This is a genomic window from Paracoccus sp. FO-3, assembly GCF_006386455.1.
GTDB classification, from domain to species: Bacteria; Pseudomonadota; Alphaproteobacteria; order Rhodobacterales; family Rhodobacteraceae; genus Paracoccus; species Paracoccus versutus.
Map to the genome: position 1 here is coordinate 1 of NZ_VCBQ01000069.1, position 25,756 is coordinate 25,756.

General features: G+C 65.9%; 21 protein-coding genes, 1 tRNA gene and 2 pseudogenes. All 24 read right to left on the bottom strand.

Annotation, left to right across the window (positions count from 1 at the left end; genetic code table 11):
• Nucleotides 1–191: 191 nt before the first annotated feature.
• On the bottom strand, nt 192–1,367 hold the full coding sequence (tuf, locus tag FE811_RS17780) for an elongation factor Tu (protein WP_036754146.1): 1,176 nt from the start codon (nt 1,365–1,367) through the stop codon (nt 192–194).
• A 648-nt stretch (nt 1,368–2,015) separates the two neighbouring features.
• Entirely contained in the window at nt 2,016–4,139 is a 2,124-nt protein-coding gene (gene fusA / locus FE811_RS17790; protein ID WP_072464173.1) for an elongation factor G, read from the bottom strand.
• Between the two features lie 18 nt (nt 4,140–4,157).
• Nucleotides 4,158–4,628, bottom strand: a complete 471-nt coding sequence (gene rpsG / locus FE811_RS17795) for a 30S ribosomal protein S7 (protein ID WP_036754140.1) — start codon at nt 4,626–4,628, stop codon at nt 4,158–4,160.
• 12 nt (nt 4,629–4,640) lie between these two features.
• Complete coding sequence (rpsL, locus tag FE811_RS17800) at nt 4,641–5,012, bottom strand: 30S ribosomal protein S12 (protein WP_010399029.1); 372 nt, start codon at nt 5,010–5,012, stop codon at nt 4,641–4,643.
• 256 nt (nt 5,013–5,268) lie between these two features.
• Nucleotides 5,269–6,090, bottom strand: coding sequence for a putative rhamnosyl transferase (locus FE811_RS17805; protein ID WP_116222140.1), 822 nt, complete (start codon nt 6,088–6,090; stop codon nt 5,269–5,271).
• Entirely contained in the window at nt 6,090–7,031 is a 942-nt protein-coding gene (locus tag FE811_RS17810; protein ID WP_116222139.1) for a DMT family transporter, read from the bottom strand. The genes FE811_RS17805 and FE811_RS17810 overlap by 1 nt, the downstream gene beginning before the upstream one ends.
• 161 nt (nt 7,032–7,192) lie before the next feature.
• Complete coding sequence (locus FE811_RS17815) at nt 7,193–7,468, bottom strand: hypothetical protein (RefSeq protein WP_114536197.1); 276 nt, start codon at nt 7,466–7,468, stop codon at nt 7,193–7,195.
• A gap of 233 nt (nt 7,469–7,701) precedes the next feature.
• On the bottom strand, nt 7,702–11,910 hold the full coding sequence (rpoC, locus tag FE811_RS17820) for a DNA-directed RNA polymerase subunit beta' (protein ID WP_116222138.1): 4,209 nt from the start codon (nt 11,908–11,910) through the stop codon (nt 7,702–7,704).
• Nucleotides 11,907–12,218 carry a hypothetical protein gene (locus FE811_RS17825; RefSeq protein ID WP_139294139.1) on the bottom strand — a complete coding sequence of 104 codons (312 nt, stop codon included), beginning with the start codon at nt 12,216–12,218 and terminating at the stop codon, nt 11,907–11,909. The genes rpoC and FE811_RS17825 overlap by 4 nt, the downstream gene beginning before the upstream one ends.
• A gap of 3 nt (nt 12,219–12,221) precedes the next feature.
• A complete protein-coding gene (gene rpoB, locus FE811_RS17830) occupies nt 12,222–16,370 on the bottom strand; it encodes a DNA-directed RNA polymerase subunit beta (RefSeq protein ID WP_116222137.1) in 4,149 nt (1,382 codons plus the stop codon).
• A gap of 239 nt (nt 16,371–16,609) precedes the next feature.
• Nucleotides 16,610–16,987: a 50S ribosomal protein L7/L12 gene (gene rplL / locus FE811_RS17835; RefSeq protein ID WP_036754120.1), complete on the bottom strand. Its 378-nt coding sequence runs from the start codon at nt 16,985–16,987 to the stop codon at nt 16,610–16,612.
• A 67-nt stretch (nt 16,988–17,054) separates the two neighbouring features.
• Complete coding sequence (gene rplJ / locus FE811_RS17840; protein WP_036754117.1) at nt 17,055–17,570, bottom strand: 50S ribosomal protein L10; 516 nt, start codon at nt 17,568–17,570, stop codon at nt 17,055–17,057.
• A 258-nt stretch (nt 17,571–17,828) separates the two neighbouring features.
• On the bottom strand, nt 17,829–18,527 hold the full coding sequence (rplA, locus tag FE811_RS17845; protein ID WP_036754114.1) for a 50S ribosomal protein L1: 699 nt from the start codon (nt 18,525–18,527) through the stop codon (nt 17,829–17,831).
• Between the two features lie 3 nt (nt 18,528–18,530).
• Complete coding sequence (rplK, locus tag FE811_RS17850) at nt 18,531–18,983, bottom strand: 50S ribosomal protein L11 (protein WP_036754111.1); 453 nt, start codon at nt 18,981–18,983, stop codon at nt 18,531–18,533.
• An 88-nt stretch (nt 18,984–19,071) separates the two neighbouring features.
• A complete protein-coding gene (gene nusG / locus FE811_RS17855) occupies nt 19,072–19,611 on the bottom strand; it encodes a transcription termination/antitermination protein NusG (RefSeq protein WP_036754109.1) in 540 nt (179 codons plus the stop codon).
• Nucleotides 19,612–19,806: 195 nt separating this feature from the next.
• Entirely contained in the window at nt 19,807–20,001 is a 195-nt protein-coding gene (secE, locus tag FE811_RS17860; RefSeq protein ID WP_024845742.1) for a preprotein translocase subunit SecE, read from the bottom strand.
• Nucleotides 20,002–20,079: 78 nt separating this feature from the next.
• A complete protein-coding gene (locus tag FE811_RS17865; RefSeq protein WP_116222136.1) occupies nt 20,080–20,955 on the bottom strand; it encodes a hypothetical protein in 876 nt (291 codons plus the stop codon).
• 49 nt (nt 20,956–21,004) lie between these two features.
• Nucleotides 21,005–21,080, bottom strand: a tRNA-Trp gene (locus FE811_RS17870).
• A gap of 50 nt (nt 21,081–21,130) precedes the next feature.
• Nucleotides 21,131–21,847: pseudogene (locus FE811_RS28755) on the bottom strand (ABC transporter ATP-binding protein); the annotation flags it as partial.
• Between the two features lie 228 nt (nt 21,848–22,075).
• Nucleotides 22,076–22,984 (bottom strand): annotated as a pseudogene (locus tag FE811_RS28760) (ABC transporter transmembrane domain-containing protein); the annotation flags it as partial.
• 45 nt (nt 22,985–23,029) lie between these two features.
• Complete coding sequence (locus tag FE811_RS17880; RefSeq protein ID WP_140848287.1) at nt 23,030–23,683, bottom strand: CatB-related O-acetyltransferase; 654 nt, start codon at nt 23,681–23,683, stop codon at nt 23,030–23,032.
• Nucleotides 23,684–23,895: 212 nt separating this feature from the next.
• Complete coding sequence (locus FE811_RS17885; protein ID WP_116222134.1) at nt 23,896–24,309, bottom strand: GFA family protein; 414 nt, start codon at nt 24,307–24,309, stop codon at nt 23,896–23,898.
• Nucleotides 24,306–24,698: a VOC family protein gene (locus FE811_RS17890; RefSeq protein WP_116222133.1), complete on the bottom strand. Its 393-nt coding sequence runs from the start codon at nt 24,696–24,698 to the stop codon at nt 24,306–24,308. Before FE811_RS17890 ends, FE811_RS17885 begins: the two co-directional genes overlap by 4 nt.
• Nucleotides 24,699–24,749: 51 nt before the next feature.
• Complete coding sequence (yghX, locus tag FE811_RS17895; RefSeq protein WP_116222132.1) at nt 24,750–25,640, bottom strand: YghX family hydrolase; 891 nt, start codon at nt 25,638–25,640, stop codon at nt 24,750–24,752.
• Between the last annotated feature and the right edge of the window lie 116 nt (nt 25,641–25,756).

Below are 25,756 nucleotides of genomic sequence, written 5' to 3' on the forward strand. Positions count from 1 at the left end.
TCCCGGGGTCCGGGGCAGAGCCCCGGCAGCCGCGCCCGGCAAGCACCCCCGCGGCCACCACCCCCGCGGCAAGGAAAAAGGCCGCCCCCTGCGGAGCGGCCCCTCATCGCGATATCCCTCGCGGGATCACCCGATGCTCATCACCCGATGCTCCCGGAAGGGCCGCGGCTGGAAGCCGCCGCCCCAAAGGATCACTTCAGGATCTTCGACACCACGCCGGCGCCGACCGTGCGGCCGCCCTCGCGGATGGCGAAGCGCAGCTTCTCCTCCATCGCGATCGGCGCGATCAGCTCCACCGTGAACTTCAGGTTGTCGCCCGGCATCACCATCTCGGTGCCCTCGGGAAGCTTCACCGTCCCGGTCACGTCCGTCGTGCGGAAGTAGAACTGCGGACGGTAGTTCGCGAAGAACGGCGTGTGACGGCCACCCTCTTCCTTGGTCAGGATATAGGCCTCGGCCTCGAACTCGGTATGCGGCGTCACCGAGCCGGGCTTGGCCAGAACCTGGCCGCGCTCCACCCCGTCGCGCTCCACCCCGCGCAGGAGCGCGCCGATGTTGTCGCCGGCTTCCCCGCGGTCCAGCAGCTTGCGGAACATCTCGACACCGGTGCAGGTCGTCTTCTTGGTCGGGCGGATGCCGACGATCTCAAGCTCGTCGCCCACGTTCACCGCGCCGCGCTCGACACGGCCCGTCACCACCGTGCCCCGGCCCGAGATCGAGAACACGTCCTCGATCGGCATCAGGAACGGCAGGTCCACCGCGCGCTCGGGCGTCGGGATGTATTCGTCCACGGCGGCGATCAGCGCGCGGATCGAATCCTCGCCGATCTCCTTGTCGCGGCCTTCCAGCGCCGCCAGCGCCGAGCCCTTGATGATCGGGATGTCGTCGCCGGGATAGTCGTAGGACGACAGCAGCTCGCGCACCTCCATCTCGACCAGCTCCAGCAGTTCCGCGTCGTCGACCTGGTCCACCTTGTTCAGGTACACCACCATGTAGGGGATGCCCACCTGGCGGCCCAGCAGGATGTGCTCGCGCGTCTGCGGCATCGGGCCGTCGGCCGCGTTCACCACCAGGATCGCGCCGTCCATCTGCGCCGCGCCCGTGATCATGTTCTTCACGTAGTCCGCGTGGCCGGGGCAGTCCACATGCGCGTAGTGCCGGTTGGCCGATTCGTATTCCACATGCGCGGTCGAGATCGTGATCCCCCGGGCACGCTCCTCAGGAGCCCCGTCGATCTGGTCGTAGGCCTTGAATTCACCGAAATACTTCGTGATCGCAGCCGTCAGCGTCGTCTTGCCGTGGTCAACGTGACCAATCGTCCCGATGTTGACGTGCGGTTTCGTCCGTTCAAACTTTGCCTTTGCCATNTCATGGCCTCCTATCGGGGGGGCCACCCGCGCGACAGCCCCCGTCGTGAAACATCCGCCGCGACTTATAATCGTGCCGGGGAAAAATCAAGGGCGGCCGGGCCTTTGCCGCCGGGGCTGTGGCGGTGGAACCGGAACCCGGCGAATACGTTGGAATTGCGCAACAAGGCTGCCCGGCCCGCGGCCCCGCAGCGCTTTCGGAGGACCAAGATGAGCCTGATGAAATCCCTCGCCCGCGTCGCGGCCGGCGTCATGCTGGCCAAGGGGATCGGAACCATGATGAAGAACGCCCAGAACCGGCCGCAATCGGGCGGCGGGCGCAGCCCCGGCGGGCTGCTCGACGAGTTGTTCGGCAACAACACCGGCCAAGCCGGCGACCGCCGCAGCGGCGCGGGCGGGCTGGGCGACATGCTGGGCCAGGTGCTGGGCGGGCGCTCGGGCGGCGGCACGGCTTATGGCGGGCCGAACTCGCCCCGCCACAGCGGCACGGCCCAGGGCGGGCTGGGCGGTCTGCTCGACCAGCTGACCGGCGGTCGCGGCGGCTCGGGCACGGGTTCGGGCNGGGCATGGCTCCTTATGTTGACGGTGCGTGCAGCCACGCACCCTACGGGGTTGGTAGGGTGCGCGGTTTCCCACGCACCGCCGGGATTACGCGTATTTCTTCTGGATCTCGTCCGAGATGTTCTGCGGCACGGCCTCGTAATGGTCGAACTGCATCGTGAACACCGCGCGGCCCGAGGACATCGAACGCAGGTTGTTGATATAGCCGAACATGTTGGCCAGCGGCACCATCGCGTCGATGACATTGGCGTTGCCGCGGGTGTCCTGGCCGCGGACCATGCCGCGACGGCTGGTCAGGTCACCGATGATCGAGCCGGTATATTCCTCCGGCGTGACCACTTCGACGCGCATGATCGGCTCGAGCAGCTTGGCGCCCGCCTTCTTCAACCCCTCGCGCATGGCGGCGCGGGCGGCGATCTCGAAGGCCAGGACCGAGGAGTCGACGTCATGGAAGGCACCGTCGATCAGCGCCACCTTGAAATCGATCACCGGGAAGCCGGCCAGCGGACCCGAATCCATCACCGACTTGATGCCCTTCTCGACGCCCGGAATGTATTCCTTGGGCACGGCACCGCCGACGATCTTCGACTCGAACGAGTAGCCCTCGCCCGGCTCGGTGGGCGTGATGACCAGCTTGACGCGCGCGAACTGGCCGGTACCGCCCGTCTGTTTCTTGTGCGTGTAGTCGATCTCGGCTTCGCGCGAGATGGTCTCGCGATAGGCCACCTGCGGGGCGCCGATATTCGCCTCGACCTTGAACTCGCGCTTCATGCGGTCCACCAGGATGTCGAGGTGAAGTTCGCCCATGCCCTTCATGATGGTCTGGCCCGATTCCAGGTCGGTCTCGACGCGGAAGGACGGATCTTCGGCGGCCAGGCGCTGCAGGGCAAGGCCCATCTTTTCCTGGTCGGCCTTGGACTTCGGCTCGACGGCGATCTCGATCACCGGCTCGGGGAAGGTCATGGTTTCCAGGACCACCGGTTTCGCCGGGTCGCACAGCGTGTCGCCCGTGGTGGTTTCCTTCAGGCCCGCCAGGGCGATGATGTCGCCGGCGAAGGCTTCGTCGATCTCTTCGCGGTTGATGGCGTGCATGACCATCATCCGGCCGACGCGCTCGCGCTTGCCCTTGGTCGAGTTCAGCATCTGGTCACCCTTCTTCAGGGCGCCGGAATAGATCCGCGTGAAGGTCAGCGAGCCGACGAAGGGGTCGTTCATGATCTTGAACGCCAGCGCCGAGAACGGGTCCGAATCCGCGGCGTGACGGGCGATGTTGCGCTCTTCCGTCTCGTCGCCGGGGGCGAAGCCCATGTAGGCGGGAACGTCGGTCGGCGCCGGCAGGAAGTCCACCACCGCGTTCAGAAGCGGCTGCACGCCCTTGTTCTTGAAGGCCGAGCCGGCCATGACCGGGAAGAAGGACAGCGACAGCGTGCCCTTGCGGATCAGCTTGCGCAGCGTCGCCTCGTCGGGCTCGTTGCCTTCCAGGTAGGCTTCCATCGCCTCGTCGTCCTGTTCGACGGCGAGTTCGATCATCTTGCCGCGCCATTCCTCGGCGACGTCCTGCAGATCCTCGCGGATCGGCTGGCGAATCCAGGAGGCGCCCAGATCCTCGCCCCTCCAGACCCATTCTTCCATCTTGATCAGGTCGACGATGCCTTCCAGCTTGTCCTCGGCGCCGATCGGCAGGGCGATCGGGCAGGGGGTGCCGCCGGTGCGGTCCTTGATCATGGCGACGCATTTGAAGAAATCGGCGCCGATCTTGTCCATCTTGTTGACGAAGACGATCCGCGGAACCTTGTAGCGGTCGGCCTGGCGCCACACCGTCTCGGTCTGCGGCTCGACGCCGGCGTTGCCGTCCAGCAGGCAGATCGCGCCGTCGAGCACGGCCAGCGAACGCTCGACCTCGATGGTGAAGTCGACGTGGCCGGGGGTGTCGATGATGTTGAAGCGGCAACGCTCCTTGTCATCGGGGGTGAAGTCCGCATCCTCGTGGCGCTGCCAGAAGGTGGTGGTCGCCGCCGAGGTGATGGTGATGCCGCGCTCGGCTTCCTGCTCCATCCAGTCCATGGTGGACGCACCTTCGTGCGTCTCGCCCATCTTGTGGTTCTTGCCGGTATAGAACAGGATGCGCTCGGTCGTCGTGGTCTTGCCCGCGTCGATGTGGGCCATGATCCCGAAGTTCCGGTAGCGCTCCAGCGGATATTCGCGTGCCATAAAGGGCCTTCCTTCCGGTTACCAGCGGTAGTGGCTGAACGCCTTGTTGGCGTCGGCCATCTTGTGCGTGTCCTCACGCTTCTTGACGGCGGTGCCGCGGCCGTTCACCGCGTCGGCCAGCTCGCCCGCGAGGCGCTCTTCCATGGTGTGTTCGTTGCGCTTTTTCGAAGCGTCGATCAGCCAGCGGATCGCCAGGGCCTCGCGGCGCGAGGGGCGAACCTCGACCGGAACCTGGTAGGTGGCGCCGCCGACCCGGCGCGAACGCACCTCGACCGAGGGCTTCACGTTGTCGAGCGCCTCGTGGAAGACCTCGATGGGCTCGCGCTTGAGCTTGCCCTGGACGCGGTCGAGGGCGCTGTAGACGATGCGTTCGGCAACCGATTTCTTGCCGTCGATCATCAGGTTGTTCATGAATTTGGTCAGCACGCGATCGCCATACTTGGCGTCGGGCAGGACTTCGCGCTTCTCAGCGGCGTGACGACGAGACATATGCGGATCTCCTTACTTCGGACGCTTGGCGCCGTATTTCGAACGACGCTGGCGACGGTCTTTGACGCCCTGGGTATCCAGCACACCGCGCAGGATGTGATAGCGGACACCCGGAAGGTCTTTCACCCGGCCGCCGCGGATCAGCACGACGCTGTGTTCCTGCAGGTTGTGCTTTTCGCCCGGAATGTAGGAGATGACTTCGAAACCATTGGTCAGGCGGACCTTGGCCACCTTACGCATGGCCGAGTTCGGCTTTTTCGGCGTCGTGGTATAGACGCGCGTGCATACGCCCCGCTTCTGCGGGCAGGATTGCAGGTGCTGCGACTTCGAGCGCTGCACCTTGGGCTGCCGCGGTTTGCGGATCAGCTGTTGGATCGTCGGCATTCGGTTCCCCGTCTTGCTTTCGTCAATACTCGCAGCCACCGGCTGCGCCACTTCTCGACGGCGAATCACGCCCATCGTGAAACGCCACAACCCATCCTGTCCCCGAAACCGGGGAGGACGGGCTGAATTACCAGAGGATCGGGGCATTCGGCCCGGATCATGACCACAGAGGTTCTGGGCCCCGATCAGATTCCTGACGGGTGAAGGCGCGTATATGGGCAAACCGGGGGTGAGTCAACAACCCCGCCGCCGCTCTTCACCCCAGCCACAGGCGCCGCGCGCCCTCGTCCAGTCCGGGCAGGTCGATGCGGAAACGGTCGGCCAGCAAGGCGGGCATCACGGCCCCCTGCCCCTCGACCGGATAGCCCGCGCCGACCGCGCCGGAATCGTTGTCACGGTGCAGCATCCGCGCATACATCACCTTGCCGGGCATGGTCACGCCGGGCATGGACATCGCCACCTTCCAATGCGGGAAATGCAGCGCGCAGCGCCCGGCATCGGGCGGCAGGTAGATGGTCAGCGCCGCGCTGGCATTGTGGATCATCCGCAGTTCCGCGCCGATCCCCCCTGCCCCCGCGCGCAGGACCACGCCGCGGGAATAGTCGCAGGACAGCCGGCGCCTTTGCCGCCAAAGCGGCTGCATCGCCGCGAAATCGCGGCGGGCGTCGCGGATATAGTCCACCGCCACCGCATCGTCGTCGTCATGGCGGAAATGGCCGACGACATCGGCCCCCGGCTCGACATGGGGGGCGACGGCGGCCATGCAGGCCTCCACATGCCGCTCCATCGGCGGAACCAGGGCCAGCCGCGCCTGCGGCATGATCCCGGCCAGTTCGCGCAGCCGCGACAGCCAGGGCTCGGGCAGGTCCGGCCCCGTCATCAGCACCAGGGTGAAATCCGGGTCGGTCTGGGCCAGCCAGCCCGGCAGCGCGACATGCTCGAACCAGAACCAGCGCCGCGCCAGCCGCGCGGGGTCATAGAGGAACGCCCGCCGCTCATCCAGCGACTCGTGTGCGACCTGGAAGCCGCGCCCGCCGAGATAGGAAAACCGGCACAGGCCCAGCATCTGCACCCGCATCAACCCCTCCCCTGCAGCCGCCGCTCGCGCAGGATGGTATAGATGCCCGCCCCCACCACCAGCGCCGAGCCGGCCCAGGTCCACAGGTCCGGCCATTCGCCGAAGATCGCCAGCCCCAGCACCACCGCCCAGACCAGCGAGGTATAGCGGAAGGGCGCGACGACCGAGATCTCGCCCACCCGCATGGTGGCGACGGCGGTGATATAGCCCACGGTCAGGAACCCCGCGGCCATCGCCAGCAGCGCGAACTCGGCCAGGGTGGGGATGCGCCAGCTTTCCGTCCAGCCCAGCACGAAGCCCGACAGCATCACCGCCAGCGCCGCGTAAAAGGCGATGGCCGAAGAGCCGACCCCGACCGAGAAGGTCCGCGTCACCAGGTCGCGCAGCACGATCAGCAGCATCGCCGCCAGCGCCACCGCCGACCACAGGTCGAAAGCCCCCGTGCCCGGCCGCAGGATCAGCAGCACGCCCAGAAAGCCGATGCCGACCGCCAGCAGCCGCCGCCAGCCCAGCCTTTCGTGAAAGAACAGCGCCGCCGCCAGCGTCACCGCCAGCGGCAGCGCCTGCATGATCGCCGAGATGTCGGCCAGCGCCATGCGCCGCAGCGCCAGCAGGTAGAACACCGTCGAGATCACGTCGGCCACCGTGCGCAGCGCCAGCGGCCAGACGTCGCCGCGCGGCACCCGCAGCCGGACGCCGCCCTGCGCCCGCGCGATCAGCACCATGGTCAGCAGCACCATGGCGCCGCGGATGGCGATGGATTCGTAAAGCGGCAGGCTTTGCGTCACCGCCTTCATCAGCGCGTCATTGCAGATAAAGGCCGCCATGCTGAGCATCATCAGCGCCGAGCCGCGCAGGTTGTCGGCGGCACTGGCCGAAAAGACCTGCGGCTCGGCGGGCGGCCGACCCTTTCGACCCGATGAAAGAAACGGCGTGCGCATGGCGATTCCCGGCGGTTTTCCAATGCTTAGGAAAGCCGCAGAAAGAAAGCCATAGCCTGTCAAGCGCGCCCGCAGCCGGTCGGCGGTTCCGCGGCCTTTTGGCCACGAACCGCCCTGGCGCCCCGGCCGCGAGCTGCTGTCCGGCCCATGGGAAACCGCGATCAGGCGTTGCGCCTGTACCACTGCTTCTTCCAGCCCGATCGGAATATCAGATAGCCGACCAGAACCAGAACGCCGCCGATGCCGCCATTCCTCAGCGCCCAGGAGAAGTTGGAGGTCAAGGCCAGCAAGGCGTCCAGCAGCATGGCCACGCCGAAAACCACCGCAAGCCCGCCGATGATGATCGGCCACAGGCTGCGCCGCAGGTTGGCCCCGCAGCCGGCGCAAACCGTAAAACCTTCCTTAACCTCCGAGCCGCAATGCCCACACAGCTGCATGGATGTTCCTCCTCGACAATCGTTACCCTGGCGTTACCCCGGCCGGCCGAAGCCCGGAAACGCAAGGGGCATCGGCAGGACGGCGGGCCGTTCACCGCAAGAAGGCGCCCAGTCAACCTTCGGCGGATAATGCCCGTGCCATGCAATCCCAGATTGCCGAAACGGAGGCAAGCCCGCGCCAGCAAAAAGGCCCGGCATCGCTGCCGGGCCTTTCCAGTTTCATCCGCGGGCGATCACTCGTCGCCGCCGACCTCGGCCGGGGTGTCTTCCGGCGCGATCAGCGCGGCGGCGGCTTCCGCCTCGGCGCGGCGCGCCTCGATCACCTCGTGGTCGCGATCGGTGGCGATGCGGCGCACGCGGGCCGTGGCCCCGCCGGTGCCGGCCGGGATCAGCCGGCCGACGATCACGTTCTCCTTGAGCCCGACCAGCTTGTCGCGCTTGCCCTGCACGGCGGCCTCGGTCAGCACGCGGGTCGTCTCCTGGAACGAGGCGGCCGAGATGAAGCTGCGGGTCTGCAGCGACGCCTTGGTGATGCCCAGCAGCACCGGCTCGCCGGTGGCCGGACGGCCGCCCTTGGCTTCGATCTTGGCGTTCTCTTCCTCGAACTCGTCGCGGTCGACATGCTCGCCCTTCAGCAGCGTGGTGTCGCCGCTGTCGAGGATCTCGATCTTCTGCAGCATCTGGCGGACGATCACCTCGATGTGCTTGTCGTTGATCTTCACGCCTTGCAGCCGGTAGACGTCCTGCACCTCGTCGATCAGGTAATCGGCCAGAGCCTCGATCCCCATGATGCGCAGGATGTCATGCGGCGCCGGGTTGCCGTCCATGATGTAGTCGCCCTTCTGCACGAAGTCGCCTTCCTGCACCGGGATGTGCTTGCCTTTCGGCACCATGTATTCGACCGGCTCCAGCGTGTCGTCGGCGGGCTGGATGGCGATGCGGCGCTTGTTCTTGTAGTCCTTGCCGAAGCGCACATAGCCGTCCAGTTCGGCAATGATCGCGTGATCCTTGGGACGACGAGCCTCGAACAGTTCCGCCACGCGGGGCAGACCCCCGGTGATGTCCTTGGTCTTGGCGCCCTCGCGCGGGATACGCGCCACCACGTCGCCGGCGCGGATCTCCTGGCCCTCCTCGACCGACAGGATCGCCTCGACCGACATCGGATAGGTGACCGGGTTGCCCTGCTCGTTGCGCACCGGCTCGCCATCCTGGTCGACGATGATGATCTCGGGCTTCAGCTCGTTGCCCTTGGGGGCCGAACGCCAGTCCGTCACGATCTTCTGCGTCATGCCCGTCGCGTCGTCGGTCTCGTCGCGGACCGAAATGCCGCTGATGAGGTCGACATATTTCGCGATACCCGCCTTCTCGGCGATGATCGGCAAGGTATAGGGATCCCATTCGAACATCTTCTGGCCGCGCGCCACGGCATCGCCTTCGCGCACGAACAGTTTCGAGCCGTAGAACAGCTTGTGGCTGGCCAGCGTGTCGCCCGTCGCGCCCTTGATGTGCAGCTGCATGTTGCGGCTCATCACGATCAGCTCGCCATTGGCGTTTTCCAGCGTGCTTTCGTTCTCGAAAGCCACCGTGCCCTCTTGCGCCGCGGCGATGAAGGACTGCTGGCCGCCCTGGGCGATGCCGCCGATGTGGAAGGTCCGCATCGTCAGCTGCGTGCCCGGCTCGCCGATGGACTGGGCGGCAATGATGCCGACCGCCTCGCCGATGTTGACCAGCGTGCCGCGGGCCAGGTCGCGGCCATAGCACAGCGCGCAGACCCCGTCGTCCGATTCGCAGGTCAGGGCCGAGCGGATGCGCACGTTCTGCACGCCCGCCACCTCGATCTCGTCGGCCTTGCGCTCGTCGATCAGCTCGTTCTTGCGCACGATGACCACGTCCTCGCCCGGCACCAGCACGTCCTCGGCCGCGACGCGGCCCAGCACGCGCTCGGAAAGCGGGCTGACGACTTCGCCGTCGTTGACCGCGGCCGAGGCGGTGATCGCCCGCTCGGTGCCGCAATCATGCTCGCGGATGATGCAGTCCTGCGCCACGTCCACCAGGCGGCGGGTCAGGTAGCCCGAGTTCGCCGTCTTCAACGCGGTGTCCGACAGGCCCTTGCGCGCGCCGTGGGTCGAGTTGAAGTATTCAAGAACGGTCAGCCCTTCCTTGAAGTTCGAGATGATCGGCGTCTCGATGATCTCGCCGTTCGGCTTGGCCATCAGGCCGCGCATGCCGCCCAGCTGCTTCATCTGGCTGACCGAGCCCCGCGCGCCCGAATGCGCCATCATGTAGACCGAGTTCGGCTCCAGCTCGGCGCCGTTCTCGTCCTTCTTGGTGGCCGAGATGGTCTTCATCATGGCGTCGGTGACGCGGTCGTTGCATTTCGACCAGGCATCGACGACCTTGTTGTATTTCTCGCCCTGGGTGATCAGGCCGTCCAGGTATTGCTGCTCGAACTGCTTGACCTGGTCCTGCGTCTCCTCGACCAGCTCCCATTTCGTCGGCGGCACGACCATGTCGTCCTTGCCGAAGGAAATGCCGGCGCGGAACGCCTCGCGGAAGCCCAGGCCCATGATCTGGTCGCAGAAGATCACCGATTCCTTCTGGCCGCAGTAGCGGTAGACGGTGTCGATGACGTTCTGGATGTCCTTCTTGCGCAGCAGGCGGTTGACCAGCTCGAAGGGCGCCTTGGCGTTCTTGGGCAGCAGCGCGCCCAGGCGGATGCGGCCGGGCGTGGTTTCGAAGCGCTTGATGACCTCGTTGCCGTTCTCGTCGATCTGCGGCAGGCGGGCGGTGATGCGGGCATGCAGATGCACCGCGCCGGAGGCCAGCGCGTGTTCCACTTCCTCGAGGTTGGCAAAGACCATGCCCTCGCCCTTCATGCCCTCGCGCTCCATGGTCGTGTAGTAGAGACCAAGGACCATGTCCTGCGACGGCACGATGATCGGCGCGCCGTTGGCGGGCGACAGCACGTTGTTCGTGGACATCATCAGCACGCGCGCTTCCAGCTGCGCCTCAAGCGACAGCGGGACGTGGACGGCCATCTGGTCGCCGTCGAAGTCGGCGTTGAAGGCCGAGCAGACCAGCGGGTGCAGCTGGATCGCCTTGCCTTCGATCAGGATCGGCTCGAAGGCCTGGATGCCCAGGCGGTGCAGCGTCGGCGCGCGGTTCAGCAGCACCGGATGTTCGCGGATCACCTCGTCCAGGATGTCCCAGACCTCGGGACGCTCTTTCTCGACCAGCTTCTTGGCCTGCTTGACGGTGCTGGAAAGCCCCTTGGCCTCAAGCCGCGAATAGATGAACGGCTTGAACAGTTCCAAGGCCATCTTCTTCGGCAGGCCGCATTGGTGCAGCTTCAACTCCGGCCCGGTCACGATGACCGAACGGCCCGAGAAGTCGACCCGTTTCCCCAGAAGGTTCTGGCGGAACCGGCCCTGCTTGCCCTTCAGCATGTCCGACAGCGATTTCAGCGGGCGCTTGTTGTTGCCGGTGATGACGCGGCCGCGGCGGCCGTTGTCGAACAGCGCATCGACCGATTCCTGCAGCATCCGCTTTTCGTTGCGCACGATGATGTCGGGCGCACGCAGCTCGATCAGCCGCTTCAGGCGGTTGTTGCGGTTGATGACCCGGCGATACAGGTCGTTCAGGTCGGACGTGGCAAAGCGGCCGCCGTCCAGCGGCACCAGCGGACGCAGTTCCGGCGGGATGACCGGAATAACGGTCAGCACCATCCACTCGGGACGGTTGCCCGACTCGAGGAACGATTCCACGATCTTCAGACGCTTGATGATCTTCTTCGGCTTCAGTTCGCCCGTCGCTTCCTTCAGCTCCTCGCGCAGCTGTTCGGCGGTGGCGGCCAGGTCGATGTTGGCCAGCATCTCGCGGATCGCCTCGGCGCCGATATTGGCGGTGAAGGCGTCGGCGCCATACTGGTCCTGCGCGTCGAGGAATTCCTCTTCGGTCAGCAGCTGGCCATAGCTCAGGTCGGTCAGGCCCGGCTCGATGACGACGTAGTTCTCGAAATAGAGGATGCGCTCAAGGTCGCGCAGCGTCATGTCCAGCATCAGGCCGATGCGCGAGGGCAGCGACTTCAGGAACCAGATATGCGCGACCGGGGCGGCCAGCTCGATATGGCCCATGCGCTCGCGCCGGACCTTTTGCAGCGTCACCTCGACGCCGCATTTCTCGCAGACCAGGCCGCGATACTTCATGCGCTTGTATTTGCCGCAGAGGCATTCGTAGTCCTTGATCGGGCCAAAGATACGTGCGCAGAACAGACCGTCACGCTCGGGCTTGAACGTGCGGTAGTTGATGGTCTCGGGCTTCTTCACCTCGCCATAGGACCAGGCGAGGATTTCCTCGGGCGAGGCCAGCGAGATCTTGATTTCGTCGAACTGCCGCGGCGCAGCCAGCGGGTTCAGGGGATTGGTGGCAAGTTCCTGGTTCATTTCATGTCCTTTTCAGGCGCGGGGCAGGCGAAATCCATCATCCAAGCTCCATGAAGCCCATAGGCTCCGGTATGCGGAATGGTTTCGCGGGCGTTGTGGTGAGGCAGCCGACAATGTCTTGCGGCTGCCTGGAGCATCCTGTTCGCAGGCACGGCGTCGTTGTTCGAGTAATCGAATGTCGTTGCGACAAACTCATACCCTTTTTCTCGACGCGAGTTGCCATCTGCGATCCGTTCGATCTGCACCCCACAGCCCGCAAGGGCGATGAGGGAAGGCAGCATTCCGAAGCGACAGATGGCAATGCTCATGCCTTACTCGTCCTCCTCCGCATCCAGGAGTTCCATGTTGAGGCCCAGACCCCGGACCTCCTTGACCAGGACGTTGAACGATTCCGGCACGCCGGCCTCGAAATTGTCCTCGCCCTTGACGATGCTCTCATAGACCTTGGTCCGGCCGGCCACGTCGTCCGACTTGACCGTCAGCATCTCTTGCAGGGTATAGGCGGCGCCATAGGCTTCCAGCGCCCAGACCTCCATCTCGCCCAGACGCTGGCCGCCGAACTGCGCCTTGCCGCCCAGCGGTTGCTGCGTGACAAGCGAGTAAGGCCCGGTCGAACGCGCGTGCATCTTGTCGTCGACAAGGTGGTGCAGCTTCAGGACGTATTTCATCCCAACAGTGACCGGACGCGCGAACTGCTCGCCGGTGCGGCCGTCGAAGACGATGGACTGGCCCGAGGTGTCGAAGCCCGCACGGCGCAGCGCGTCGTTCACGTCCGCCTCTTTCGCGCCGTCGAAGACGGGCGTCGAGATCGGAACGCCGCCGCGCACCGCATCGGCATGCTCCAGCAGGGTCTCGTCATCCATGCCTTCGAAGGTCTCGGCATAGAAGTCGTCGCCATAGCCGTTCCGCATCGCCTGGCGCACCGGGCTCATGTCGCCGTTGCGGCGATAGTCCTGCAGCGCCTCGTCGATCTTGATGCCCAGGCCGCGCGACGCCCAACCCATGTGGGTTTCCAGGATCTGGCCCACGTTCATCCGCGAGGGCACGCCCAGCGGGTTCAGCACCAGGTCGACCGGGGTGCCGTCGGACAGGAAGGGCATGTCCTCGATCGGCACGACCTTGGAGACGACGCCCTTGTTGCCGTGACGGCCGGCCATCTTGTCGCCCGCCTGCAGCTTGCGCTTCACCGCGACGAAGACCTTGACCATCTTCATCACGCCCGGAGGCAGGTCGTCGCCCTGGCGCACCTTTTCGACCTTGTCGTCGAAACGGTTGTCCAGCGCCCGCTTCTGCGCGTCGAATTGCTGGTTCAGCGCCTCGACTTCCTTGGCGGTGTCCTCGTCGGCGACGGCAAGCTGCCACCACTGGCCGCGGCTCAGCTGGCCCAGCAGGTCGTCGTCCACCACGGCGCCGGCGCGGATGCCTTTCGGCCCCTTGACGACTTCCTTGCCCATGATCAGCGATTTCAGGCGCGCATAGATGTTGCGCTCCAGGATCGCCAGCTCGTCGTCGCGGTCGCGGGCCAGGCGCTCGACTTCCTCGCGCTCGATCTGCAGCGCGCGCTCGTCCTTGTCGACGCCGTGGCGGTTGAACACCCGGACCTCGACGATGGTGCCATAGGCCCCCGGCGGCAGGCGCAGCGAGGTGTCGCGCACGTCCGACGCCTTTTCGCCGAAGATGGCGCGGAGCAGTTTCTCCTCCGGCGTCATCGGGCTTTCGCCTTTCGGGGTGATCTTGCCGACCAGGATGTCGCCCGGACCCACTTCGGCGCCGATATAGACGATGCCGGCCTCGTCGAGGTTGCGCAGCGCCTCTTCACCGACGTTCGGGATGTCGCGGGTGATCTCTTCCGGGCCCAGCTTGGTGTCGCGCGCCGCAACCTCGTATTCGTCGATATGGATCGAGGTGAACACGTCGTCGCGGTGGATCCGCTCGGAGATCAGGATCGAGTCCTCGTAGTTGTAGCCGTTCCAGGGCATGAAGGCCACGACCACGTTGCGGCCGATCGCCAGTTCGCCCTGGTCGGTCGAGGGACCGTCGGCCACGACCTGGCCCTTGACCACCCTGTCGCCCACCTTGACCAGCGGGCGCTGGTTGATGGTCGAGGACTGGTTCGAACGCTTGAACTTGCGCAGGCGATAGATGTCCACGCCCGCATCGCCCGCGCCCAGGTCCTCGGTGGCGCGGATAACGATACGCTGCGCATCGACCTGGTCGATGATGCCGCCGCGACGGGCCATGATGGCCGCCCCGGAATCGCGCGCCACGGTCGCTTCCATGCCGGTGCCGACGAAGGGCGCCTCGGCCCGCAGCAGCGGAACCGCCTGGCGCTGCATGTTCGAGCCCATCAGCGCGCGGTTGGCGTCGTCGTTTTCAAGGAAGGGGATCAGCGCCGCGGCGACCGAAACCAGCTGTTTCGGCGACACGTCGATCAGGTCCACCGCCTCGACCGGGTTCAGCATGAAGTCGCCGGCCTGGCGGGTCGAGACCAGCTCCTGCACGAAGCGGCCTTCGCCGTCCAGCTCGGCATTGGCCTGGGCGATGGTGTGGCGCATCTCCTCGGTGGCGGACATGTAGATCACGTCATCCGTCACCTGGCCCTCGACCACCTTGCGATAGGGGGTCTCGATGAAGCCGTATTTGTTCACGCGGGCAAAGGTCGCGAGGCTGTTGATCAGGCCGATGTTCTGACCTTCCGGCGTCTCGATCGGGCACATCCGGCCGTAATGGGTCGGGTGGACGTCGCGCACCTCGAAGCCGGCGCGCTCGCGGGTCAGGCCGCCCGGCCCAAGCGCCGACAGGCGCCGCTTGTGGGTGACTTCCGACAGCGGGTTGGTCTGGTCCATGAACTGCGACAGCTGCGAGGAGCCAAAGAACTCGCGCACCGCGGCCGCGGCCGGCTTGGCGTTGATCAGGTCCTGCGGCATCACCGTGTCGATCTCGACGCCCGACATGCGCTCGCGGATCGCGCGTTCCATGCGCAGCAGGCCGATGCGATACTGGTTCTCCATCAGCTCGCCGACCGAGCGCACCCGGCGGTTGCCCAGGTGGTCGATGTCGTCGATCTCGCCCTTGCCGTCGCGCAGTTCCACCAGCCCGCGGATACAGGCGATGATGTCCTCCTTGCGCAGGGTGCGCTGCGTGTCCGGCGCATCCAGGTCAAGGCGCATGTTCATCTTGACCCGGCCCACGGCGGACAGGTCATAGCGCTCGCTGTCGAAGAACAGGCTGCCGAACAGCGCCGAGGCGGCCTCGACGGTCGGCGGCTCGCCGGGACGCATGACGCGATAGATGTCCATCAGCGCGCCTTCGCGGCTCATGTTCTTGTCGGCCGCCATGGTGTTGCGGATATAGGGGCCGACGTTGACATGGTCGATGTCGAGGACCGGGATCTCCTCGATGCCGTTGTCCAGCAGCACCTTGAGCAACCCGCCCGAAATCTCGCCGTCGCGGTCGTATTCGACGGTGATCTCGTCGCCGGCCTCGGCATAGATCAGGCCGGTCTGTTCGTTGATGATGTCCTTGGCGACGAAGCGGCCGATGATCTTTTCGAACGGCAGCAGCAGGTTCACGTCGCCCTGTTCGATCAGCTGCTTGACCAGCCGCGGCGTCACCTTGTCGCCGGCCTTGGTGATGACCTCGCCGCTCTCGGCGTTCACCAGGTCATAGGTCGGGCGGGTGCCGCGCACGCGCTCGGGGAAGAACTTCGTGACCCAGCCCGCGGCCTGCCCCTTGCCGGCGCGCTGCAGCTTGTAGTCCACGGTATTGTAGAAGGCATCCATGATGCCCTCCTGGTCCATGCCGAGCGCATAGAGCAGCGTCGTCACCGGCAGCTTCCGGCGGCGGTCGATGCGCGCGAAGACCAGGTCCTTGGCGTCGAATTCGAAGTCCAGCCACGAGCCGCGATAGGGAATGATGCGGCAGGCGAACAGCAGCTTGCCCGAGGAATGGGTCTTGCCGCGGTCATGGTCGAAGAACACGCCGGGCGAGCGGTGCATCTGCGACACCACGACGCGCTCGGTCCCGTTCACGATGAACGTCCCGTTCTGCGTCATGAGCGGCATGTCGCCCATGTAGACGTCCTGTTCCTTGATGTCCTTGACCGATTTGGCGCCGGTCGCCTCGTCGACATCGAACACGATCAGACGCAGCGTCACCTTCAGCGGCGCGGCATAGGTCATGTCGCGGCTCTGGCACTCGTCCACGTCGTATTTCGGCTTTTCTAGCTCGTATTTCACGAATTCCAGCGTCGCCGTCTCGTTGAAGTCCTTGATCGGGAACACCGACTGGAAGACGCCCTGGATGCCTTCGCCGTCCTGGTGGCCCTCGGCGTCGCCGGAGCGCAGGAACAGGTCATAGGAGGATTTCTGAACCTCGATCAGGTTCGGCATCTCCAGAACTTCGCGGATATTGCCATAGTAACGCCGGATGCGTTTCTGGCCGACATAAGCTTGCGCCATAGAGGGTCTTACCTTTCGTCTTTCGCTTGCAGCGGCCGTCGGGGCCCGACCGGCGCAAGGCGGCGAATGAGGGGCGGGGTTCCATTCGTGCCGCGCGTCCCACCGCGAGGCTCCCGAACCCCGAACATGCCCTGAAGGAAGGTCTGGCGGACAAACCGCCCTTCAAGACAGGTTCGGCAGGGTCCGGGAAAACCCCGGACCCTGCCCATTTCTTGCAGTCAATCGGCCGAAACGGCCAATTACTTCAGCTCGACCTTGGCGCCAGCCGCTTCGAGCTTCTTCTTCATTTCCTCGGCGTCGGCTTTCGAGGCACCCTCTTTCACCTTGCCGCCGGCTTCGACCAGATCCTTGGCTTCTTTCAGGCCCAGGCCGGTGATGCCGCGCACTTCCTTGATCACGTTGATCTTGTTGGCGCCGGCGTCCAGCAGGACGACGTCGAATTCGGTCTTTTCCTCAGCGGCTTCGGCGGGGGCGCCGGCAGCCGGACCGGCCATCATGACCGCGCCGCCAGCGGCGGGCTCGATGCCGTATTCGTCTTTCAGGATGTTTTTCAGTTCCTGGGCTTCCAGCAGGGTCAGGCCCACGATTTCTTCGGCGAGTTTCTTCAGATCAGCCATTTTTCCGTTCTTTCCATTAAGTGTTCCAACGTCGGGGTTTCAACCCCACGACGGAATGGGGATTGCCTCAGGCGGCCTCGCGCTCTTCCAGAGTCGAGAGGATGCCCGCGATGTTGCTGGCAGGTGCGCCGATCGCGCCCGCGATGTTGGAAGCAGGGGCACCGATGCAGGCCACGATCGAAGCGATAAGCTCCTCGCGCGACGGCATCTGGGCCACGGCTTTCACACCGGCAGGGTCAAGCGCCGTGTCGCCCATGGCACCGCCCAGGATCACGAACTTGTCGTTCCCCTTGGCGTATTTATCCGCGACCTTGGCGGCAGCCACCGGGTCTTCGGAAAAGGCGAGCACGGTCATACCCGTCAGATAGTCGGCGATGCTTGCGCAAGGCTTCCCATCCAGGGCGATCTTGGCGAGCCTGTTCTTGGCAACGCGAACGGACCCGCCGGCTTCGCGCATCTGCGCGCGCAGGTCCTGCATCTGGGCAACCGTCATTCCCTCGTAGCGGGCAACCACCACGACGCCAGAGGCTTCAAAGATCTGGCCGAGTTCTTCGACCACCTGTTCTTTTTGCGCTCTATCCACGGTTTCACTCCAAGTTGGGGGTTTCCCCCCGGCTCTCACTTTCCAGCCGCCCGAACAGCGACTGGAGGGTCCGTGACGGTCCCAAGATCACCCGGAGCGAGGCCCGGAAAATGGTCTTGATCCCATCTCAGGAAGGACGATTAAGCGGCCCGGATCAATGATCGCGTCCCGCACCCTCCGTCTCGGACAGGACGGGGCATCGCTGCCCCGCCATCCGCCGGCGCCCTGTTGAAGGAAGCCGGCGAAATTCCTGCCGCGTCACTGCGCGGCGGTCGAAGCCAGGTCCAGCGACACGCCCGGACCCATGGTCGAGCTGATCGAGACCTTCTTGACATAGGTGCCCTTGGCGCCCGAGGGCTTGGCCCGGTTCACCGCATCCACGAAGGCGCGGATGTTCTCGGCCAGCTTCTCGGCGTCGAACGAGGCCTTGCCGACGCCGGCATGGACCACGCCCGCCTTCTCGGCCTTGAACTGGACCTCGCCGCCCTTGGCAGCCTCGACGGCACCCTTCACGTCCATTGTCACCGTGCCGACCTTGGGGTTCGGCATCAGGTTGCGCGGGCCCAGGATCTTGCCCAGACGACCGACCAGCGGCATCATGTCCGGGGTGGCGATGCAGCGATCGAACTCGATCTTGCCCGACTGGATCGTCTCCATCAGGTCTTCCGCACCGACGATCTCGGCACCGGCGGCCTTCGCCTCGTCAGCCTTGGGGCCGCGGGCGAAGACGGCGACGCGCACGTCCTTGCCGGTGCCGTTGGGCAGGGTCACGACGCCGCGGACCATCTGGTCGGCATGGCGGGGATCGACGCCCAGGTTCATCGCGATCTCGACGGTCTCGTCGAATTTCGCGCTGGCGTTCTCCTTGACCAGCTTGACGGCTTCCTCGACCGCGAGGTTGGCCTTGCCGGCAAAGGCGGCACGGGCGGCGGCTTGTTTTTTCGACAGTTTAGCCATGGCTTAGCCTTTCACCTCGATGCCGATCGAACGCGCCGAGCCCAGGATGATCTGCATCGCGGCTTCCACGTCGTTCGCGGACAGATCCTTCATCTTGGCTTCGGCGATCTCGCGGACCTGCTTGACGGTCACGGTGCCGGCGACCTGGCGGCCGGGCTTTTCCGAACCCTTGGCCCGGTTGCGCTTGCCCTGCGGCTTCAGGCCGGCGGCCTTCTTCAGCAGGAACGAGGCCGGGGGCGTCTTGGTCTCGAAGGTAAAGGACTTGTCGGCGTAATAGGTGATCACGACCGGAACAGGCGAGCCCTGCTCCATCTCCTGCGTACGGGCGTTGAACGCCTTGCAGAATTCCATGATGTTGATGCCGCGCTGACCCAGGGCCGGGCCGACGGGCGGGGACGGGTTCGCCTGGCCCGCCTTGATTTGCAGCTTGAGGCTGCCGACAACTTTCTTGGCCATCTGGCCCTCTCCTTATCATCACGCCCCGAAAAGGGGCCGACTTAGCGGTGCGGCTGGGCCCCGAAGGGCCGGCGCCTCCCGCAGACGATCACGCGGTCTTGGAGACCTGCGTGAATTCCAACTCGACCGGGGTCGGGCGGCCGAAGATGGACACCGTGACCTTGATGCGGTTCGCGGCCTCGTCCACTTCCTCGACCATGCCCGAGAAGCCCTCGAAGGGCCCGTCGGTCACGTTCACCTTTTCGCCCACGTCGAACCGGATCAGGTTGCGCGGCGCCACCTCGGCCCCGCCCTCGCCGGTGCGATGCAGGATCGCGTTCACCTCGTCGTCGCGCATCGGCATCGGCTTGCCCTGCGCGCCCAGGAAGCCGGTGACGCGGTTGATCGAGTTCACCAGGTGATAGGTCTTGTCCGACAGCTCCATGCGCACCAGCACATAGCCGGGCATGAAGCGACGCTCGGACGTGACCTTCTTGCCGCGGCGGATCTCGATCACTTCCTCGGTCGGGACCAGCACCTCGTCGATCTCGTCCTCGAGGCCCTTCTCGACCACGGCCTGGCGAATCGCCTCGGCGACCTTCTTTTCAAAGTTCGACAGGACGCTGACCGAATACCAACGCTTTGCCATGTCTCGATCGACCCCTGTTTCCTTCCGGGCGAGCCAAGGCCAACCCATTGAATTCCTTGTCCGCCCCGGCCTATTCCTTGGCAATCGCCGCAGGCGCCGGCCAAATTGAAATCGGCGCGCACGACCGAATCGATGCACGCCGTATCACGGGCAGGTCGGGCGGACATAACGCCCCCTGCCCTTCAATGCAAGCCCTCAGCTGCCGACCAGGTTGATGACGACCGAAAGGCCGGTCTTGATCAGCAGGTCGACGAGGAAGAAGAAGATCGAGGCCAGCGTCGCCATGATGAAGACCATGATCGTGGTCGTCACCACCTCGCGGCGGGTGGGCCAGGTGATCTTGCCAAGCTCGGCGCGGACCTGGCTGATGAACTGGACGGGATTGGCCATGGGTTTTCCTTCGGTCTTGCAGCGGGTCAGATAGCCTGCGCCGGCCGGCATTTCAAGCGCCGATCTGAGCGGCGGCGATCACGGCTCCAGGAACTCGACCCCCGGCATGGCGTGCAGGGCGGCGATGTCCTGCGCATAGTTGCGGGCCGAGCGGGCATGGGTCTCGTCATCCAGCAGGCGCAGCCGGGCATGGCCCGAGGCGGGCTGGAACCGCTCGCGCGCACGTCGCGCCAGGGTGCACTGGTCGATGCCCTCGCCCGATGCGGCGCGGCGCAGCAGCCAGTCATAGCCGGCCTGGGTCAGGCTGACGTTGGCGGGCGGCGGGTCGGGCACCTCGGCGGCAAGGCCGGCGGGCAGCAGCCGTTCAAGCAGCCGCAGACGCAGCGCGGGATAATCCTCGTAGCGCCACAGCACGATGCGCGAGACGCCCTCGACCGCCGCCAGCCGCCCGACCAGCCCCGCCCAGGCCGAGCGGGCCGGATCGCGGTCGCCCAGATAGGCGGCGATGTCGATTTCTTTGCCGCCGGCGACCTGGAGCGCAAAGGCCGAGACGATGAAGGAGGCCGGATCGCGCAGCGACAGATACACAACCGCAGGCCCGCCGCCCGCCAGCGCGATGACATGCCGCAGCCGCTGTGCCGCGCGGGGATAGATCTCGCCGCGCCGGGAAAACAGCCGGCTGCGATGGGTCATGCCCAGGATGTTCTCTTCCGAGATCAGCAGATCGCGGCAGCCCTGCCGCATGTCCAGCAGCATCTGCCGGGCGGATTCCTGGTCCCGGCCGCCGATGCCCTGGGCCAGGACCGCGGACAGCGACAGCGGCTGGCCGCGCAGCATGGCCGGATCGACATAGGCCAGCCCGGCGCAAAGCAGCCGGTCGCGCACCTGGCGCAGGGAAAATTGCAGATGGGTCGAGGCGGTCTTGTGCGCCCCCAGATGTATGCTCAGCGCCATGGGATCTCGGCAGGGATCGGAAGGCACGCGGCATGACACGGAAGGCGGCTGGCAGGGGTTGGGGGACTCGAACCCACGACCCTCGGTTTTGGAGACCGATGCTCTACCAACTGAGCTAAACCCCTAAGCCGCGCGTCTGATTACGGCAGGTGAGGGCGCGGTTCAAGAGGGAAGATCACTCGGCCTCAAGAAACCCGCCCGACTGCCGCGCCCAGAGGCCGGCATAGATGCCCCCGCGCGCCAGCAGCGCCTCATGCGTGCCCTGCTCGACGATGCGGCCCTGCTCCATCACCACCAGCCGGTCCATGCGCGCGATGGTGGACAGCCTATGCGCGATGGCGATCACCGTCTTGCCCTGCATCAGCATGTCGAGCTGCGACTGGATCGCCGCCTCGACCTCGCTGTCCAGCGCCGAGGTCGCCTCGTCCAGCACCAGGATCGGCGCGTCCTTCAGCAGCACCCGCGCGATGGCGATGCGCTGGCGCTGGCCGCCCGACAGCTTGACCCCGCGCTCGCCCACATGCGCCTCCAGCCCGCGCCTGCTCTGCGAATCGGTCAGGGTGGCGATGAAATCCGCCTCGGCCAGTTCGGCCGCGCGCAGGATCTCGGCCACGGAGGCATCCGGGCGGCCATAGGCGATATTGTCGCGGATCGAGCGGTGCAGCAGCGAGGTGTCCTGCGTCACCACGCCGATGGCCGCGCGCAGGGATTCCTGCGTGACCTGCGCGATGTCCTGACCGTCGATCAGGATACGGCCCGACTCCAGGTCGTGAAACCGCAGCATCAGGTTCACCAGCGTCGACTTGCCCGCGCCCGAGCGCCCGACCAGCCCGATCCGCTCGCCCGGCGCGATGGTCAGGCTCAGGTCGTCCAGCACCGCGCCGCGGCCGGGCCGCGCCACCTCGCCATAGCGGAAGGTGACGCGGTCGAATTCGACCCGGCCCTCGGGCACCGCCAGCGGCCGGGCGCCGCGCACATCCGTCACCATGCGCGGCAAGGACAGCGAGCCGATGCCGTCGCGCACCGTGCCGATATTCTCGAAGAGCGTCGCGAATTCCCACATGATCCAATGCGACATGTTGCCCAGCCGCAGCGCCAGCGGGATCGCGACGGCCACCGCGCCCACGTCGATCTGGCCATGGGTCCACAGCCACAGCCCCAGCGCCGTGACGGCAAAGACCAGGCCCGAGTTCAGCGTCGACAGCAGGATGTTCTGGATCGAGGCCAGCCGCATCTGCCCATGCACGGTCTGCAAAAAGCCGTCCATGCTTTCGCGGACATAGGCCTCCTCGCGCGAGGAATGCGAGAACAGCTTGACCGTCGAGATATTGGTATAGCTGTCCACCACCCGGCCGGTCATCACCGCGCGGGCATCGGCCTGCGCCTCGCTGATGCGGCCGATGCGCGGGATCAGCCACCACAGCAAGAGCCCGTAAAACACACCCCAGCCGACGAAGGGCAGCGCCAGCCAGCCGTCGGTCGAGGCCGCCAGCACCAGCGCGCCGATGAAATAGACGCAGACATAGGTCAGCACGTCCATGAACTTCATGGCGACTTCGCGCACGGCCAGCGCGGTCTGCATCAGCTTGGTGGCGATGCGGCCGGCGAACTCGTCCTGGAAATAGCTCATCGACTGGCGCAGCAGATAGCGATGCGCCTGCCAGCGGATGCGCTGCGGGAAATTCCCCATCAGCGTCTGGTGCATGACCAGCGAGAAAAGAACCTGCAGCAACGGCAGGCCGATCACCAGGATCGCGCCCATCAGGATCAGGCGATTGCCCTCGAGCGCCCAGAAATTCTCGCGGTCGGCCGCGGCCAGCCGGTTCACCAGCTCGCCCAGGTAGCCGAACAGCACCACCTCGGCCACGGCGATCAGGGCCGAGCAGGCGGCCATCGACAGCATGTAGCCCTCGGCCCCGCGCGAGAAATGCAGGATGAACCGCCACAGCCCCTGCGGCGGCATCCGCGGCGGATCGGCGGGATAGGGATCAAGCCGGCGCTCGAACCAGCTGAACATGACAGACCTCATTCGTATCGGGCCGGGCCCTTGCCCGGTTCGTTTCGTCGCACCGCCTCAGGCGGCCAGTTCCTCAAGCGCCGCGACATCGGCACGGGCCAGCGCGGCGGTGGCGCGGGCGATCCGCGCCACGGGCCAGTGCCACCATTGCAACGCCATGAGCCGGGCGATGGTGGCATCGTCAAAGCGCATCCGCATGACACGGGCCGGGTTGCCCGCGACCACGGCGTAATCCGGCACCACGCCGCCGACCACGGCGCCTGCGCCGATGATGACGCCGCTGCCGATCCGCGCGCCGGGCAGGATGATGGCGCCGTCGCCGATCCAGACGTCATGGCCGATCACCGTATCCGGCAGGCCGCTGATCTGGTCGATATAGTCGCCCACCCGCGCGTGATCGAAGATCGCAAAGGGATAGGTCGAGATCCCGGCCATCGGATGATTGGCCGAGGCGGTGACGATCCGCACCCGGTCGGCGATCTGGCAGAACCGCCCGATCACCAGCCGCTCGGGCGCACCGGCATAGGTATAGGGCGCAAGCCGCGCCGCCCAGTCCTGCGGCGGGTCGAAGCTGCTGGCATAGGTGAAATCGCCGATCTCGATATTCGGATGGTCGATCACCCGGTTCAGATGCACCAGCCCCCAGTTCAGGGTGCCGTCTGGAAAGCGCATGGGATGGGGCAAAGCCGCATCAAGGAAGTCAGCCGTCATGGGAATCCTCTTCAATCCGTCCGTGAAAGGTCAGATCTGCGAGTTGTCCATGACACCGTTCTCCCCTGTTGCGGCGGGCACCATAGCCGGATTTCGCCGCCGAGGCAACCGGGGGTGCGCCGCCTGCGGTTGGGGGCTCTGCCCCCGCCCCTGCGGGGCTCCCCCGGAGTATTTGGAAAACGGAGAAGGCGCATGCGGCGCGCGACCTGCGGTCACAGGTGCCGCGTCTCGGGCGCGGGATTCCACCAGGCGTCATGCGCCCCGTCGGCATAGAACACCGGCGCGGCGATCAGCTCGGCCTCGGGCACGTCGTCCAGGGCGCCGACGCAGACCTGGACGAAGCGACCGCCCATCTCTTCCAGGTTGCCCTCGGTCCACAGCCGCGTGCCGCAGCGGGCGCAGAACATGTGGTGCATGTCGACCCCGTCCTGCTGCCGGCGCGGGGTCTCGGCCAGCATGCCGGCGCCATGGGTGATGCGGAAGCGCTCCGGGTCGGGCAGGCGCATCTCCCAATAGCGCATCTTGCGGCAGAAGCTGCAATTGCAGCGCATGGTGCCCTGCGACAGCTCGCCCTCGGCCTCAAAGCCGACGGCGCCGCAGAAGCAGGATCCGCGATAGAGGGTCATGCCGGTTCTCCATGGTGGACGGCCTCGACATTGTTGCCGTCGGGGTCGAGGACGAAGGCGCCGTAATAGCCCGGATGATATTCCGGCCGCAGCCCCGGCGCGCCGTTGTCCTGCCCGCCCGCGGCCAGCGCGGCAGCATGGAAGGCGTCGACCGTGGCGCGGTCGGGCGCGGCAAAGGCGACATGGGTGCCCGGACCCGCGGGCCGGCCGCTGCCGATCCAGAAGAACGGCTTGCCCGCGCGGCCATAGCCCAGATGCGCGCCATGGCCGCCGGTCATCTCCTCGGTCACCTCCATCAGCAGCTCGATCCCCAGGGGCGCCAGCGCCCGGTCGTAGAAGGCGCGCGAGCGGGCAAGGTCCGAGACGGGAAATCCGATATGGTCGATCATGCGAAATCTCCTTTCCCGGCAAGGATCGCCCCGCCCTGCTGACAATTCGCGTCAGGAGAGCTTTTCGGCAAAGAAGTCCAGCGTCCGCTGCCAGGCAAGCTCCGCCGCCGCCTCGTCGTAGCGCGGCGTGGTGTCGTTGTGGAAACCGTGCTGGGTGCCGGGATAGAAGAAGGCCTGGTATTCCTTGCCCTGCTCCTTCAGCGCCGCCTCGTAGGCGGGCCAGCCCGCGTTCACGCGCTCGTCGTTCCCGGCATAATGCAGCATCAGCGGCGCCTGGATCTGCGCCACCTCCTCGGGCCGGGGCTGGCGGCCGTAGAAGGGCACCGAGGCGGCCAGTTCGGGATAGGCCACCGCCAGCGCGTTGCAGACCCCGCCGCCATAGCAGAAGCCGACCGCGCCCACCTTGCCGGTCGAATCGGCATGGTCGCGCAGGAATTCGTGGGCGGCGAAGAAATCCTCCATCAGCTTCACCGAGTCGAGGCGGGCCTGCATCTCGCGCCCCTGGTCGTCATTGCCGGGATAGCCGCCAAGCGGGCTCAGCCCGTCCGGCCCGAAGGCCAGGTAGCCCGCCTTGCCGAGCCGGCGCACGACATCCTCGATATAGGGGTTCAGCCCACGGTTTTCATGCACCACCAGCACGGCGGGAAGCTTGCCCTGCGCCCCGGCCGGCCGCGCCATCAGCCCGCTGATGCGGCCATTGCCCGCGGGGCTGTCATAGCTCGCGGTCTGGGTCGCGATGGCGGGATCGTCGGGCGGCACCTGCTGGGCCAGGGCGTAATCCGGCCGCAGCGCCTCGAAGATCGCGGCGGCGCTCATCCCGGCGGTGGCGAATTGCGCCGCCTGCACCATGAAATCCCGCTTGCTGATTCGGCCATGCACGTAGCCGTCGAAGATCTCGAGGATGCGGGGATGGAAATCGGAAGCCTTCCTGCGTTCGGTCATCGTCCTCTTCCTTTGCCTGCTGGCGCAAGGATAGCATGAAACCCCCTCTCCGCTCTTTTTCCCGCGCCGCTCTCCCGCCCGGCGCGGCCTGCGCTGCTTCTTTCGTGCCCCAATAT

What these genes read in the sequence shown, in the direction of transcription:
- tuf (WP_036754146.1), bottom strand. Translation starts at nt 1,367, where the DNA reads ATGGCAAAGGCAAAGTTTGAACGGACGAAACCGCACGTCAACATCGGG.
- fusA (WP_072464173.1), bottom strand. Translation starts at nt 4,139, where the DNA reads ATGGCACGCGAATATCCGCTGGAGCGCTACCGGAACTTCGGGATCATG.
- rpsG (WP_036754140.1), bottom strand. Translation starts at nt 4,628, where the DNA reads ATGTCTCGTCGTCACGCCGCTGAGAAGCGCGAAGTCCTGCCCGACGCC.
- rpsL (WP_010399029.1), bottom strand. Translation starts at nt 5,012, where the DNA reads ATGCCGACGATCCAACAGCTGATCCGCAAACCGCGGCAGCCCAAGGTG.
- FE811_RS17805 (WP_116222140.1), bottom strand. Translation starts at nt 6,090, where the DNA reads ATGCGGGTGCAGATGCTGGGCCTGTGCCGGTTTTCCTATCTCGGCGGG.
- FE811_RS17810 (WP_116222139.1), bottom strand. Translation starts at nt 7,031, where the DNA reads ATGCGCACGCCGTTTCTTTCATCGGGTCGAAAGGGTCGGCCGCCCGCC.
- FE811_RS17815 (WP_114536197.1), bottom strand. Translation starts at nt 7,468, where the DNA reads ATGCAGCTGTGTGGGCATTGCGGCTCGGAGGTTAAGGAAGGTTTTACG.
- rpoC (WP_116222138.1), bottom strand. Translation starts at nt 11,910, where the DNA reads ATGAACCAGGAACTTGCCACCAATCCCCTGAACCCGCTGGCTGCGCCG.
- FE811_RS17825 (WP_139294139.1), bottom strand. Translation starts at nt 12,218, where the DNA reads ATGAGCATTGCCATCTGTCGCTTCGGAATGCTGCCTTCCCTCATCGCC.
- rpoB (WP_116222137.1), bottom strand. Translation starts at nt 16,370, where the DNA reads ATGGCGCAAGCTTATGTCGGCCAGAAACGCATCCGGCGTTACTATGGC.
- rplL (WP_036754120.1), bottom strand. Translation starts at nt 16,987, where the DNA reads ATGGCTGATCTGAAGAAACTCGCCGAAGAAATCGTGGGCCTGACCCTG.
- rplA (WP_036754114.1), bottom strand. Translation starts at nt 18,527, where the DNA reads ATGGCTAAACTGTCGAAAAAACAAGCCGCCGCCCGTGCCGCCTTTGCC.
- rplK (WP_036754111.1), bottom strand. Translation starts at nt 18,983, where the DNA reads ATGGCCAAGAAAGTTGTCGGCAGCCTCAAGCTGCAAATCAAGGCGGGC.
- nusG (WP_036754109.1), bottom strand. Translation starts at nt 19,611, where the DNA reads ATGGCAAAGCGTTGGTATTCGGTCAGCGTCCTGTCGAACTTTGAAAAG.
- secE (WP_024845742.1), bottom strand. Translation starts at nt 20,001, where the DNA reads ATGGCCAATCCCGTCCAGTTCATCAGCCAGGTCCGCGCCGAGCTTGGC.
- FE811_RS17865 (WP_116222136.1), bottom strand. Translation starts at nt 20,955, where the DNA reads ATGGCGCTGAGCATACATCTGGGGGCGCACAAGACCGCCTCGACCCAT.
- FE811_RS17880 (WP_140848287.1), bottom strand. Translation starts at nt 23,683, where the DNA reads ATGACGGCTGACTTCCTTGATGCGGCTTTGCCCCATCCCATGCGCTTT.
- FE811_RS17885 (WP_116222134.1), bottom strand. Translation starts at nt 24,309, where the DNA reads ATGACCCTCTATCGCGGATCCTGCTTCTGCGGCGCCGTCGGCTTTGAG.
- FE811_RS17890 (WP_116222133.1), bottom strand. Translation starts at nt 24,698, where the DNA reads ATGATCGACCATATCGGATTTCCCGTCTCGGACCTTGCCCGCTCGCGC.
- yghX (WP_116222132.1), bottom strand. Translation starts at nt 25,640, where the DNA reads ATGACCGAACGCAGGAAGGCTTCCGATTTCCATCCCCGCATCCTCGAG.